The following is a 12,501-nucleotide window of genomic DNA, read 5'->3' as shown; positions in this document are numbered from 1 at the left end:
TGAGCGCTAGATACATGTATTTTGCAAATGATTAGTAAATCGTTGGAACCATTCCACCGTCCATACGGATCGCTGAACCTTTGAATGGTGTTGCATAAGGGCTGCACACAAATGTCACAAGTCTACCAATCTCGCTTGGCCTGATGAACCGCTGCAATTCGGATTGCGGGAGATTGGCCGCCATAAAGGTTTTTTCTTTTTCCTCAAAGGTCATGTTTTCGTCCTGAAAGATGCTCTCGATGATCTGTTGTACATTCTCCGAAAGTGATGGCCCAGGCATAATCGTATTGACTGTTACCTCCGTCCCCACTGTCAATTTGGACAGACTCTTCGACAAAGAGAGAAGCATGGATTTGGTTACGGCATATTGCGGCATTTGTCCGGATGGCATCACCGCTTCTTCGCTCGCGATAAAGATGATTCTGCCAAAGCCGTTGTTTAGCATGTTTGGCATATAGAATTTGGATAGCCCGTTTGCGGCAAGCATGTTGGTCTGAATATATGTTTCCCATACGTCGTCATCTACGTCGTCATAGGACATGACCTCGTAAATCCCTGTGTTGTTTACTAAAATATCAACATGCGGGAACTTTTCAAACAAAGCTTCCCGCTCAGCGACATTGACGATATCAGCCGCCGCATTTTGAGGGGAAGTATTCGGATATGCAGACTTAATCTCACCTACTATGCGCTCTACCTCTTCGGAATTTCGTCCATTAATAAGTACATTGACCCCTTCTTTGGCCAGCTCGATGGCAATGGCTTTGCCAATTCCTTTCGTTGATCCTGTTACCAAGGCTGTTTTGTTGTTCAATCCCATATCCATGATTCATTCTCCCTTTTCTGTTAATGATTATTCAGTCTGTCTGAAGGCATATCTTCTACGTTTGCTTGGCCCCCCGTATGTCCTCTTCGCCAATTGGCAGGAGTGTCACCTTCCCAAGAGCGGAACGCACGGTAAAACGAATTTTGGTCTTCATATCCGATCAGGAATGCTACTTCCTTAATATCGAGCGATAAGTCTGCCAAATACATCCGTGCCTGTTCTTGCCGTGCTTGTGTGAGCAGATGGTTGAAACTTGAGTTCTCATCGGTTAGTCGACGCTGCAACGTACGGTCACTCATGCCCAGTTCTTTGGCGACCGTCTGTACATCGGGGCGTCCGCCGCTCAAGGTGCGCTTCATGATCCATTTAACCATGTTCGATATGGAACGATTGTCTTGATGTTGATGCAGTGTGAGGTCCAGTGCAGGAGTCAGAACCTCAAGCAACTCTTCATTATAGGTAAGAAAAGGAGAATCCAGATCATGTCTATATAGCGTCAATCGATTGCGATCGGAATCCGTTCGGATGCGACACCCAAAGTAAACTTCCAGGGCCTGAACATCTCCCATCGGCTGCGAAAATTCTACAGCACTGGCCTTTAGATGCTGGCCTGTACCTCGTCTTCCCAATTCAAGCAGGAATGCCAGTGTGATACCCACCAGCAATGGCGGACAAGTTTGATCAGTGACGAGCCATTCCAATTCGATGGTACATTCCTCACCGCCTTCAATCATCCTTAAGCTTTCTGGAGGACAGAGCTGTTTATATCGGACCATTCTATGCAAGGCATCGCGATAATCACGGGCGTGATAAGTGGCCAATACAGTTGGTGGGTATTTCGTTGCTTCATAAATGGTTGCAAGCTTGATCATCCCTTGGGCTATGTCACCTACCAAATCGGAATACGCCTGCCAGATTGAGTAGTATTGGGCGGTACTAACAGCCGTCTCGGAAATAATAGTGAGCGGCAATCCGGCTTTGCGGGCTACATCATGCGAGGCAATTCCCAATTGACGCAGTCCTTCCCAAAAACCCGGAGGCATTTTAATTCGGTCAAAAGCATGAGTTGTCATTCTCTTCTTTTGCACCTCCTTCTGCTAACTGACATATTCGGATGAGAAACCATCCTCTCCCTGACTTATGAATATTATGATACCCTTAACATTCCGATATGTAACTAGCAGAGGGTGCCAACGAACTAGCCTATTGCGCCGATTTAAATACTTGAATTTCCTTTGATAATTCGTTCGGAACGAATTCCATATAAATAGCCACTAAAGATCATTATCATTATTTTGAAAAGAATATGGATCAAGAGAAGGTCGACAATTATCCTCACAATAATTAGGTTTTACTATCCCAGAAAATACTTCTTTGTCTATGTTTACCCATTAATTACTATTATTAGAAAAAAAGTAAAGGAAAAAGCAGCAGGCTTGTCCACCTACTGCTTCCCTTTTGAGTATTGATTTGATCTATGATTATCCTACGATATAAGCAACCGTAACAGATAACAGTATAAATACAACCGCTAAAACTGTTGTAATTTTTCCAAGAAGGGCATCAATACCACGTGCTTTTTGTTTCCCCATAATTTGCTCCGCACCACCGCCAATAGCACCAGCTAAACCAGCACTACGACCAGATTGAAGTAAAACAACTGTAATCAGACCAAGGGAAACCACAACTAGTAAGATTTTAACGACTAGTTCCATTCTCCCACCTCCTAAAAGTGAGTTTGCAATACTAATACGTTATCATAAAATGCCCAAGTTATCAATTCCCCTTTGGCATTATTTTTTTAGATTGTAAAAAGCAGCTTTTCCACCGTACCTGGCTACATCCCCTAAGCGATCCTCAATGCGTAGTAATTGGTTGTATTTCGCTACACGGTCTGTACGAGAAGGAGCTCCAGTTTTGATTTGTCCAGCGTTTGTAGCCACTGCGATATCAGCAATAGTTGTATCCTCAGTTTCACCAGAACGGTGAGAAATAACCGCTGTGTATCCAGCTCTTTTTGCCATTTCGATCGCATCAAAGGTTTCCGTTAGTGTACCAATTTGGTTCACTTTAACTAAGATGGAGTTCCCTGTACCCTCTTCAATTCCTCTTGATAAGCGCTCTGTATTTGTAACAAATAGATCATCCCCAACTAGCTGAACCTTGTTTCCAATCGCTTTCGTTAGCTTGTTCCAGCCTTCCCAATCATCCTCAGCTAGACCATCTTCAATGGAGATAATTGGGTATTTATCGCAAAGCTCAGAGTAGAATGTTATCATCTCATCTGTTGTACGAGTGATTCCTTCTCCCTTGAATTCATATTTACCATCTTGATATAGCTCTGTTGAAGCTACATCTAACGCGATAAATACGTCTTCACCAGCTTTATATCCCGCTTTTTCAATCGCTGTAATAATCGTTGTAATCGCTTCTTCATTGGAGGAAAGGTTTGGAGCAAAGCCACCTTCATCTCCAACAGCTGTATTTAAACCTTTTTCCTTTAATACGGATTTCAAGCTATGGAAAATCTCAGCACCTGTTTGAAGGGCTTCTTGGAACGTTGATGCTCCAACAGGCATAACCATAAACTCTTGAATGTCTACGTTATTGTCCGCATGCTCCCCACCGTTTAAGATGTTAAGCATTGGCACAGGTAAAGTCTTAGAGTTAAAGCCTCCTAAGTACTCATAAAGCTCTAAGCCTAACTCCTCTGCCGCAGCACGAGCTACTGCCATGGAAACACCAAGGATAGCGTTCGCTCCAAGCTTAGATTTATTTTTTGTTCCATCTAATTCAATCATAAACTCATCAATGCCCACTTGATCACGTACATCAAAGCCAATAAGCTCTGGAGCGATGATTTCATTTACGTTCTGAACCGCTTTTGTTACCCCTTTTCCTAAGTAAACCTCTTTATCTCCATCACGTAGCTCTACAGCTTCGTGAGCACCTGTTGAAGCTCCAGAAGGTACGATTGCGCGAGCCATTACACCAGATTCTAAATATACTTCTACCTCAACAGTTGGGTTACCACGTGAATCTAATACCTGGCGAGCATATACATCAGAAATGATTGTCATGTTAAAACACACTCCTCTTTAATATTTTTGTTATTTAGTCTAAGTAGCTGTATGAAATTCACTATAAGAAATTAGCTCTAAAGAACACGTTGTATAGAGCAAGCTTCTTCTACTTTTTAATCATTGAAGCACCTGTCATTTCAACAGGCTGTTGCACACCTAGAAGATCTAGGATCGTTGGAGAGATATCTGCTAGGATACCACCCTCTCTAAGCTCCGCCCCATTTTTGGTCACAATAAAAGGAACTGGATTTGTGGTGTGTGATGTAACAGGGCGATTTGCTGGATCCAGTACCATATCGGCATTTCCATGGTCGGCCGTAATTAAAGCTACGCCATCCTTAGCTAGAATCTTATCTACAATCTTTCCTAAACACGTATCTACAGCTTCAATCGCTTTAACTGTTGGCTCTAGCATTCCAGAATGCCCTACCATATCCGGGTTAGCAAAATTTAAAATGATCACGTCATGGTGGTCACGGTCTAATTCTTGTAGCAGCCTATCTGTAACCTCATATGCACTCATTTCCGGCTGTAGATCATAGGTGGCTACCTTAGGCGAAGCAATGAGGACACGTTCCTCGCCTTCAAATGGAGCTTCACGCCCACCACTAAAGAAAAAGGTGACATGAGGATACTTTTCCGTCTCTGCTATACGTAACTGTTTCAGACCATTTTGTGTAAGCACCTCACCTAATGTGTTGTCTAGGTTCACCGGCTTGTACGCCACGAAGCCTTGAACAGTCTCACTAAAATGGGTTAAACAAACATAGTGCAGGTTCTTTGGTGTGCTTTCTCCCCGATCAAAGCCTCTAAAGTCTTCGTTTGTAAAGACGTTAGAAATCTGGATGGCTCGGTCAGGTCTAAAGTTATAAAAGATCACAGCGTCTCCAGACTCTATTTGAGCCACTGGTTCACCATGCTCGTCCACCATCACAGTCGGAATAACAAACTCATCAAAGACACTTTGTTCATAGGATTCGGTAATCGCTTGGATAGGGTCCGTATATTTAGGACCTTCTCCATACACCATGGCCCGATAGGCTTTTTCTACACGATCCCAGCGCTTATCACGATCCATAGAGTAATATCGCCCCTGGACGGTAGCAAGCTTTCCAACTCCTAGCTCCTTCATTTTCGCTAGAAGAAGTTCGATATAGGATTGGGCACTGTCTGGAGCTACATCTCTTCCATCTAAAAAGGCATGAATATACACTTCTGTCAATTGCTCTGTCTTAGCTAAACGTAAAAGAGCAAAAAGGTGATTGATATGACTGTGTACACCACCATCTGAAAGCAGACCATATAAGTGAAGCTTTTTTCCTTCCCTTTTTGCATAACGCATCGCTTCAATCATCACTTCGTTATCAAAAAAGGCTCCTTCACTTATTTCCTTGTTTACCCTAGTTAAGTCCTGATAAACGATCCGCCCAGAACCAATATTTAAATGACCTACCTCGGAATTCCCCATCTGTCCGCCTGGAAGTCCAACCGCTTCTCCACTTGCCGTTAAAGTGGTATGAGGATAGTTCTCCCAGTATCGGTCATAGTTCGGTTTGCGCGCATGACTTACAGCGTTCCCTTGCATTTCATCACGAAGTCCGAAGCCGTCTAGGATGATTAACGCTACAGGTTTTGGTCTTCTCATTACGAACGTCCCTCCAAAAGCTGTAGGAAGGATGTTGGCTTTAAGCTAGCTCCTCCCACTAACGCTCCATCAATATCAGGATGGGCCATGTACTCGGCAATATTTTCTGGCTTCACACTTCCACCATACTGAATACGGACAGCACTAGCAACCTGTTGATCATATTGATCCTCTACAATCGAGCGAATGAAGGAAATGACATCTCCCGCATCCTCAGCAGTAGATGATTTTCCTGTACCTATAGCCCACACTGGCTCATAAGCAATCACAGAAGCTGAAGCTTCAGCAGATGAAAGTCCTTGTAACGCACCAATTAGCTGCTTTTGAACAACCTCTTTGGTCTCGTCCTTTTCTCTTTCCTCTAGGTTCTCACCTACACAAATAATTGGAATTAGCTTATGTTGATGAGCAGCCTTCGCCTTTGCATTGACTAGCTCGTCCGTTTCATTAAAATACTGACGTCTTTCAGAATGTCCTAAAATCACATACGTTACGCCAAGCGAGCTTAGCATCACGGGACTAATCTCTCCTGTAAATGCACCCTGCTCCTCAAAATACATATTCTGCGCTCCAATAGCAATGGGACGCTCCTGCACAAGCTCTGTCAGGGTTGAAAGATGGGTAAAAGGAGCACAAATAACCGTATCTACCTGATCAGCACTTGGTACAAGTCCATCAACCTCTTGAACAAACGCTTTGGCTTCGTCTACAGTCATATGCATCTTCCAGTTCCCTGCAATAATCGGTTTACGCATCTTGCTTCCTCCTTCAAGTAGATCTATCGTATGCTATGTTTTTTATTTTATTTATCTTGAAGAGCAGCTACACCCGGTAGGATTTTACCCTCCATAAACTCTAGAGAAGCTCCTCCACCCGTAGAGACATGCTTCATGGAGTCTGCTAATCCCGCCTTTTCTACAGCAGCAGCAGAATCTCCACCTCCAATAATGGTGGTTCCTTCACAGTCAGCTAATGCACGAGCTACAGAATTTGTTCCTTGAGCAAATAGATCAAATTCAAACACTCCCATAGGTCCGTTCCAAATCACTAGCTTAGAATCAAGAATCACTTGACGATACGTATCAATCGTATTCGGTCCGATATCTAACGCTTCCCAGTCGCTAGGGATTGCATCGATAGCAACGACCTGAGTCGTAGCAGTTTTTGAAAATTCATCGGCTACAACAACATCCTGAGGGATGTATAGCTTGACGCCTTTTTCCTTAGCCTGCTCCATAAATTGTTTGGCAAGATCGATTTTGTCCTCTTCTAAAAGAGACTTACCAATATCATGTCCAAGCGCTTTTACGAACGTGTACGCCAATCCGCCACCGATAATCAAGTTGTCCACTTTATTCAGTAGGTTTTCAATGACACCGATTTTATCCTTAACCTTTGCTCCACCAATGATGGCCGTAAAAGGACGTTCAGGCTGCTCTAGGGCACCGCCTAAGAAATCTAGTTCCTTTTCCATAAGTAATCCTGCAACGGCAGGAAGGTGGTGAGCAATTCCTTCTGTTGAAGCATGAGCACGATGTGCTGTACCAAACGCATCATTCACAAATACGTCAGCTAAAGCAGCGAAGGATTTCGCTAGCTCAGTATCATTTTTTTCCTCTCCAGCGTAGAAGCGTACATTCTCAAGCAAGAGGATATCTCCTGCACTCATTTGAGCCACATGCGCCTCAACCTCTGGTCCAAACGCTTCATCTGCTTTAGCTACCTCTTTCCCTAATAGCTCAGAAAGACGCTTAGCTACAGCATCTAAACGAAGCTCTTCCTTAACCTCTCCCTTTGGTCTACCTAGGTGACTGGCTAGAATCACTTTGGCTCCCTGCTCTATTAAATATGTAATAGTAGGAAGAGCTGCACGAATCCGCGTATCGTCCGTTACCTGACCATCCTCCATAGGGACGTTAAAATCAACACGACAAAACACACGTTTTTGATTAAACTCAATATCTCGCATTGTTTTCTTGTTCATCGTATCGCCTCCACATGAAAGAGGAGAATACCCTATTCTCCTCTAAACTTCTTTCATTTAAAATTATAAGCCTTTGCTTGCCATATATTCAACTAAATCTACGACACGGTTGGAGTAGCCCCACTCATTGTCATACCAAGAAACAACCTTAACCATGTTGCCTTCCATTACCATTGTAGATAGTGCATCAATTGTAGAAGAATGAGCATCTCCGTTAAAGTCAGAGCTTACAAGTGGCTCCTCAGTATAAGCTAAAATTCCTTTAAGCTCTCCCTCAGCCGCTTCTTTAAGAGCACCGTTTACGTCTTCAACTGTTACTTCTTTATCTAGCTCAGCTACTAGGTCAACTACAGAAACGTTAGCTGTAGGAACACGCATGGCGAAGCCGTTTAATTTACCTTTTAACTCTGGTAAAACTAGAGCTACCGCTTTAGCTGCACCCGTTGTTGTTGGGATAATATTTTCAGCAGCTGCACGTGCACGACGGTAGTCACTGTGTGCTAGGTCTAAAATTTGCTGATCGTTTGTATAAGAGTGAACAGTTGTCATCATACCACGACGTAATCCGAATTTTTCATTTAGAACTTTAGCAAATGGTGCTAAACAGTTTGTTGTACAAGAAGCATTTGAAATAATGTTGTGTGAGGCTGGCTCATAGCTTCCTTCATTTACACCAAGAACAACATTAAAGTCAGCGTCCTTAGAAGGTGCAGAAATGATTACCTTCTTAGCTCCTGCTTCGATGTGTTTAGAAGCGTCAGCATGATCTGTAAAGCGTCCTGTACTTTCTACTACGATATCAATGCCTAGCTCCTTCCAAGGTAGTGCAGAAGGGTCACGCTCAGCTAGAACCTTTACTGTACTTCCGTTAACAATTAGGGCATTGTCACTAGCTTCAACCTTTGCGTCTAATCTACCGTGAACGGAATCATACTTTAGAAGATGAGCTAGCATTTTTGCATCTGTTAAGTCATTAACAGCAACTACCTCAACATTTGGGTTGTTTAATGCTGCGCGGAACACGTTTCTCCCAATACGTCCAAAACCATTGATTGCAATTTTTGTAGCCATTCTTAATTTCCTCCTTTGGTCTCTATCCATTTTATATAATTGTAAAGCATTATTACTGTTATGTTCTGACCTACCCTAGTTAGGTATACACTAGTAAATTGATAGCCCGATGACTAGAAAACTAAACCTCTGTTTCAGGCTGGCAGAGCTGAATCATCTCTCTAGCTGCCCCCTCATCGGTGATTAAAACATCATGAGTGCCATGCATTAGAAAAGCACGAATCGCTCTTGCTTTTGCCCGACCTCCAGCGACCGCAATAATATGATCGGCCTGTTGAACATCCTCTAAGCGCAGACCCACCGTTTGAATCTTTTCGACGATTTCACCCTGCTGGCTAAAATAATAGCCAAACGCTTCGGCGACAGCCTGACGTTCTTCAATCGACTGGAGCAGCTGCTTTGTGGATTTTCTGCGCAAAGCCATCGTTCTAGCTTCACCAATTCCATGAACGATCATTCGCGAGGATCGGATTTGTCTGATCACATCCTTGATGTGTGGATCATGTGTCAGAGATTCATACGCTTCCTTACTTAGCTGATCTGGAATATGAAGCATACGATAGCTTCCTCCTGATTGCTGAGCCATCTTCGAGGTAATCGTATTCGCCTGGTTTTCCACCTCTTCTCCTAAACCACCTCTAGCTGGTAAAAATACTAGAGATTTAAGCTTGGAGCTAGGCTTCATCACCTCAGCTACAGCAGCCATCGTTGTTCCACCAGCCACAGCCACATTCCATTTTTCTTCAGCTAGCAAAGACATTTGCTCTACAGCAGCACGTCCTAAATCATGCTTGACCCAGGCTTCTTCAGAACTATCTCCTGGAACCACAATCACCTGATTTACGGATAAAAGCTGCTCTAGCTGCTGTTCTAGCTCTTTCAGGCCTAGGAGCTCTCTCATCATGCCTCGCAATCCGGTCACCGCCTCTACACCTTCTGGGGTAAGGCTCATGCCTGAGGAGGCAATCTGGAGTAGTCCCTGCTGCTTAATAAAGTCCGTCTCTGCCCTTAGCACCCGCTCAGTTAGACCCACCATTTGAGTTAAGCTTCTCCGTCCAATAGGCTGAGTAGCTTGAATGACCTTCATTATGGTGTATCTTCTGGTCATAACTTGCAGGAGATCCGGGACAACCTTTAATTGTAAGTGGAGCAGTTTTTCCAGTAGACCTCCTCCTTTCCTTTGCTGTCCATGAAGCTCATGATGTTAAAACAATCCTTTTTGATTACAAATAGCCTAACAAAAGACTACTTTAGGGACAAAAATCGTCCCCCGTTGACGAAAAACGTCCCATTTGAATAAAAAAAATAACTTCACTGCTATTTTAACAATGAAGGATGAATTTATCAATATGAATTTGTCTAATGATGACCTGTTGACCCTGTCTAAATGAATTGTCTATATATAATTGCCTCGTGTACTTGCTTAAATTATTAATTTCTCACACTAATAATTAACTTTAATCTTACACTCTTTTTCTCTGTGAGGAAGGGAAGATACCTAGTTCTTCTCTATATTTAGCAACCGTTCGTCTAGCCACAGAAACTCCTTTTTCCTGAAGGATAGAAACAATTTTTTGATCGGATAAAGGCTTACGCTTCTCTTCTTTTTCAATAATGCCCTGTATCCATTGCTTGACCTGCTGTGAGGAGGTAGCATTTTCTTCATTGGATGTTAACCTATTGGAGAAGAAATACTTAAGCTCGAATACCCCTTGGGAGGTTTGAATATATTTATGGTTTGTCGCCCTTGAAACGGTAGATTCATGAACATTAACCTCCTGAGCAATCTGCTTTAAAACAAGCGGCCTCAAGGAAGGTTTATTCTCTACAAAAAATTCTGGCTGAGCTTGAATAATCGCTTTGGCTACCTTTAAAATCGTTTGTTGACGCTGAGCTAAGCTACGCTCAATCCATTGAACCTGCTGCAATTGCTCCTCCAAATACTCCTTCGCATCCGTTCCTTGCTTAAGTAAATCAACATAGACTTTGTTCATTTGAACACGTGGCAGTATTCGATCATTAAGCTGAACTAGCAATTTGCCATTAACCTTTTGAACATAGACGTCAGGAATAATATATCTGGCTTCCTGCGAGTGAAAGAGCATGCCTGGCTTAGGCTGTAAGGTGCTTATAAAATCTGCAATTTGCTGGACCTCCTGTACACTTACCTTCAAAGCACTAGCTATCTTCTGATATCTCTTTGCCGCAAGGTCCGCTAAATATTCAGCGATTACTTTTTCCGTTAGTTGGTCTGTACCTCCTAGGTGCCTGAGCTGTAAGAGCAAACATTCTTCTAAGCTCCTTGCCCCAACTCCACGCGGCTCTAGCTGCTGTAAAACCCCTAAAGCCTGCTCCCAATCCTCTAAGCCTCCCCCTAAAGAAGTAGCCCACTTATCATCATCTAGCTCAAGGTATCCCCGCTCATTTACATTGCCGATAAGAAACTGGACAATTTTTTTGATTTGGGGCTCGAGTGTGAGACAGCCTACCTGTTCTAGTAAATATCCCTGTAGAGTTTCCTCATGATTAGCACAATAATCAATAGGGTTGACATAGGCTTCAAGGGAGGAATAAGCTCCCTCCTGCAGCTGATCATCTTCATCCCAGTTTGATTTAATTTGGCTTTTCTCTATGCTTTTGTTCCATAAAAAATCCTCAGGCTCCGCAAGCTCTATAAAGGGATTTTCCCCCGCCTGCTCTCTTAAATAGCGAATAAGATCAAGGGTAGGGTACTGTAAGATTGTAATCGACTGCCGTAGCTCTGGAGTAATCACAAGCTTCGTTTGAAGTTGCTGAGTCAATTCGAATCCTAGCTGCATGCTTATCCCTCCGTATCACATGTTTTACCGAATAGCATGTTCTTCTCCATAACATGTCTCTACCCAAACATTATTTGTACACTCTCTTTTCTATCCTTCTCTATTCAGTCCTTCTCTTTTCAATCCTTTTCAACCCTTCATCTGTCACTTCTTTCTTTATAGTATATCATTTTTTTATTCCTATGCTTACGTACGAATGAAATTTTTGATCAATTCAGCAATTCATTTATTGCCATTGATTTATACTATAGGAAGCAGTATAATTAGAGTTGCTCTTTTTCTTGTGCACCCGTAGCTCAGCAGGATAGAGCGGTGGTTTCCGGTACCACGTCTGCCGGGGGTTCGAATCCCTCCGGGTGCGCCAGCATACATATCTGCTTCTATTTTCATATTACCTTTAGAGCTGTAACATCTTTTAATGCTGAGCTGTAACGGACATTTTCGACTCTTAGACACCTTTTTTTCCTTGATTTAATTTCTAACGGACATTTCAGACCCTTAGAATGCAAATCCGCAGATTAACTCCATCAATTTGTGCTCTAAGGTGCAAATTTGACCGTTAGAACTTTTAAACATAAAATATACACTTCTAAGGTGCAATTATGACCGTTAGAAAGCTACTCATTAGATTATCTAATCAAATTTGAACATCTTATCTAAAATTAAGCGGCTGACCCAAAGTTAGAATGATAGTGGGGCGGCCTTTTTTATGTCCTTTTCATGAGTACTCCGTCTTGACTTCTTTTCATGAATGAGCTTCTCCTCCTTGATTGATCCTTCTTCCATGAGGATACCCCTCGGCACTTGATTGAACCTCCTCCATGAGGCTACCCCTCGGCACTTGATTAATCCTTCTTCCATGAATGATCCCTCGTCATTTGAATGATCCTCCTTCCATGCAATTAACACTATCCTTTTAGCTAGTCCTCTTTCGATATGCAAAATCCGGAATTTAATAATCCTCCTTACCTTGAGTGATTTTAAAATATTTTTTTGTCGAAATTAGAAGGAATTTTACTCAGGAAGGCGAATTGAATAAAAGTTGCTAACCCAACCAACTACCTTATTGTCTA

The 12,501-nt window shown here is 42.7% G+C and carries 11 protein-coding genes and 1 tRNA gene; 1 reads left to right on the top strand and 11 read right to left on the bottom strand.

Translation table 11 applies throughout. From position 1 onward, the window contains the following. Positions 1 to 31 precede the first annotated feature (31 nt). From J2S11_RS17790 to rpoN, 10 genes are all read right to left on the bottom strand, one after another. Positions 32 to 826 (bottom strand): SDR family NAD(P)-dependent oxidoreductase, encoded by a 795-nt coding sequence (locus J2S11_RS17790; RefSeq protein ID WP_307396846.1) that lies wholly within the window; start codon positions 824 to 826, stop codon positions 32 to 34. 20 nt (positions 827 to 846) lie between these two features. Further along, complete coding sequence (locus J2S11_RS17785) at positions 847 to 1,899, bottom strand: helix-turn-helix domain-containing protein (RefSeq protein ID WP_307396844.1); 1,053 nt, start codon at positions 1,897 to 1,899, stop codon at positions 847 to 849. A gap of 408 nt (positions 1,900 to 2,307) precedes the next feature. Continuing rightward, complete coding sequence (gene secG, locus J2S11_RS17780; RefSeq protein WP_307396842.1) at positions 2,308 to 2,541, bottom strand: preprotein translocase subunit SecG; 234 nt, start codon at positions 2,539 to 2,541, stop codon at positions 2,308 to 2,310. A 78-nt stretch (positions 2,542 to 2,619) separates the two neighbouring features. After that, complete coding sequence (eno, locus tag J2S11_RS17775) at positions 2,620 to 3,906, bottom strand: phosphopyruvate hydratase (RefSeq protein WP_307396839.1); 1,287 nt, start codon at positions 3,904 to 3,906, stop codon at positions 2,620 to 2,622. Between the two features lie 109 nt (positions 3,907 to 4,015). Further along, positions 4,016 to 5,554: a 2,3-bisphosphoglycerate-independent phosphoglycerate mutase gene (gpmI, locus tag J2S11_RS17770; protein WP_307396837.1), complete on the bottom strand. Its 1,539-nt coding sequence runs from the start codon at positions 5,552 to 5,554 to the stop codon at positions 4,016 to 4,018. After that, positions 5,554 to 6,309: a triose-phosphate isomerase gene (gene tpiA / locus J2S11_RS17765; protein WP_307396835.1), complete on the bottom strand. Its 756-nt coding sequence runs from the start codon at positions 6,307 to 6,309 to the stop codon at positions 5,554 to 5,556. The genes gpmI and tpiA overlap by 1 nt, the downstream gene beginning before the upstream one ends. Positions 6,310 to 6,356: 47 nt before the next feature. Further along, positions 6,357 to 7,538, bottom strand: coding sequence for a phosphoglycerate kinase (locus J2S11_RS17760; protein WP_307396832.1), 1,182 nt, complete (start codon positions 7,536 to 7,538; stop codon positions 6,357 to 6,359). Between the two features lie 63 nt (positions 7,539 to 7,601). After that, the gene (gap, locus tag J2S11_RS17755) at positions 7,602 to 8,609 is read right to left on the bottom strand and encodes a type I glyceraldehyde-3-phosphate dehydrogenase (protein ID WP_307396830.1); all 1,008 of its coding nucleotides are present in this window, start codon (positions 8,607 to 8,609) and stop codon (positions 7,602 to 7,604) included. Positions 8,610 to 8,730: 121 nt separating this feature from the next. Then, the gene (locus tag J2S11_RS17750) at positions 8,731 to 9,771 is read right to left on the bottom strand and encodes a sugar-binding transcriptional regulator (RefSeq protein ID WP_307396942.1); all 1,041 of its coding nucleotides are present in this window, start codon (positions 9,769 to 9,771) and stop codon (positions 8,731 to 8,733) included. A gap of 301 nt (positions 9,772 to 10,072) precedes the next feature. Beyond that, a complete protein-coding gene (rpoN, locus tag J2S11_RS17745; RefSeq protein WP_307396828.1) occupies positions 10,073 to 11,428 on the bottom strand; it encodes an RNA polymerase factor sigma-54 in 1,356 nt (451 codons plus the stop codon). Between the two features lie 285 nt (positions 11,429 to 11,713). Here rpoN and J2S11_RS17740 point away from each other — a divergent pair. Continuing rightward, positions 11,714 to 11,792, top strand: a tRNA-Arg gene (locus J2S11_RS17740). A gap of 317 nt (positions 11,793 to 12,109) precedes the next feature. Here the strand turns inward: J2S11_RS17740 and J2S11_RS17735 are convergent. After that, positions 12,110 to 12,289 carry a hypothetical protein gene (locus J2S11_RS17735; protein ID WP_307396826.1) on the bottom strand — a complete coding sequence of 60 codons (180 nt, stop codon included), beginning with the start codon at positions 12,287 to 12,289 and terminating at the stop codon, positions 12,110 to 12,112. Between the last annotated feature and the right edge of the window lie 212 nt (positions 12,290 to 12,501).

Source organism: Bacillus horti, from assembly GCF_030813115.1.
GTDB classification, from domain to species: Bacteria; Bacillota; Bacilli; order Caldalkalibacillales; family JCM-10596; genus Bacillus_CH; species Bacillus_CH horti.
The sequence above is the reverse complement of the archived record's forward strand: the minus strand, read 5'-3'. Positions and strand labels throughout refer to the sequence as shown.

What these genes read in the sequence shown, in the direction of transcription:
- J2S11_RS17790 (WP_307396846.1), bottom strand. Translation starts at nt 826, where the DNA reads ATGGATATGGGATTGAACAACAAAACAGCCTTGGTAACAGGATCAACG.
- J2S11_RS17785 (WP_307396844.1), bottom strand. Translation starts at nt 1,899, where the DNA reads ATGACAACTCATGCTTTTGACCGAATTAAAATGCCTCCGGGTTTTTGG.
- secG (WP_307396842.1), bottom strand. Translation starts at nt 2,541, where the DNA reads ATGGAACTAGTCGTTAAAATCTTACTAGTTGTGGTTTCCCTTGGTCTG.
- eno (WP_307396839.1), bottom strand. Translation starts at nt 3,906, where the DNA reads ATGACAATCATTTCTGATGTATATGCTCGCCAGGTATTAGATTCACGT.
- gpmI (WP_307396837.1), bottom strand. Translation starts at nt 5,554, where the DNA reads ATGAGAAGACCAAAACCTGTAGCGTTAATCATCCTAGACGGCTTCGGA.
- tpiA (WP_307396835.1), bottom strand. Translation starts at nt 6,309, where the DNA reads ATGCGTAAACCGATTATTGCAGGGAACTGGAAGATGCATATGACTGTA.
- J2S11_RS17760 (WP_307396832.1), bottom strand. Translation starts at nt 7,538, where the DNA reads ATGAACAAGAAAACAATGCGAGATATTGAGTTTAATCAAAAACGTGTG.
- gap (WP_307396830.1), bottom strand. Translation starts at nt 8,609, where the DNA reads ATGGCTACAAAAATTGCAATCAATGGTTTTGGACGTATTGGGAGAAAC.
- rpoN (WP_307396828.1), bottom strand. Translation starts at nt 11,428, where the DNA reads ATGCAGCTAGGATTCGAATTGACTCAGCAACTTCAAACGAAGCTTGTG.
- J2S11_RS17735 (WP_307396826.1), bottom strand. Translation starts at nt 12,289, where the DNA reads ATGGAAGAAGGATTAATCAAGTGCCGAGGGGTAGCCTCATGGAGGAGG.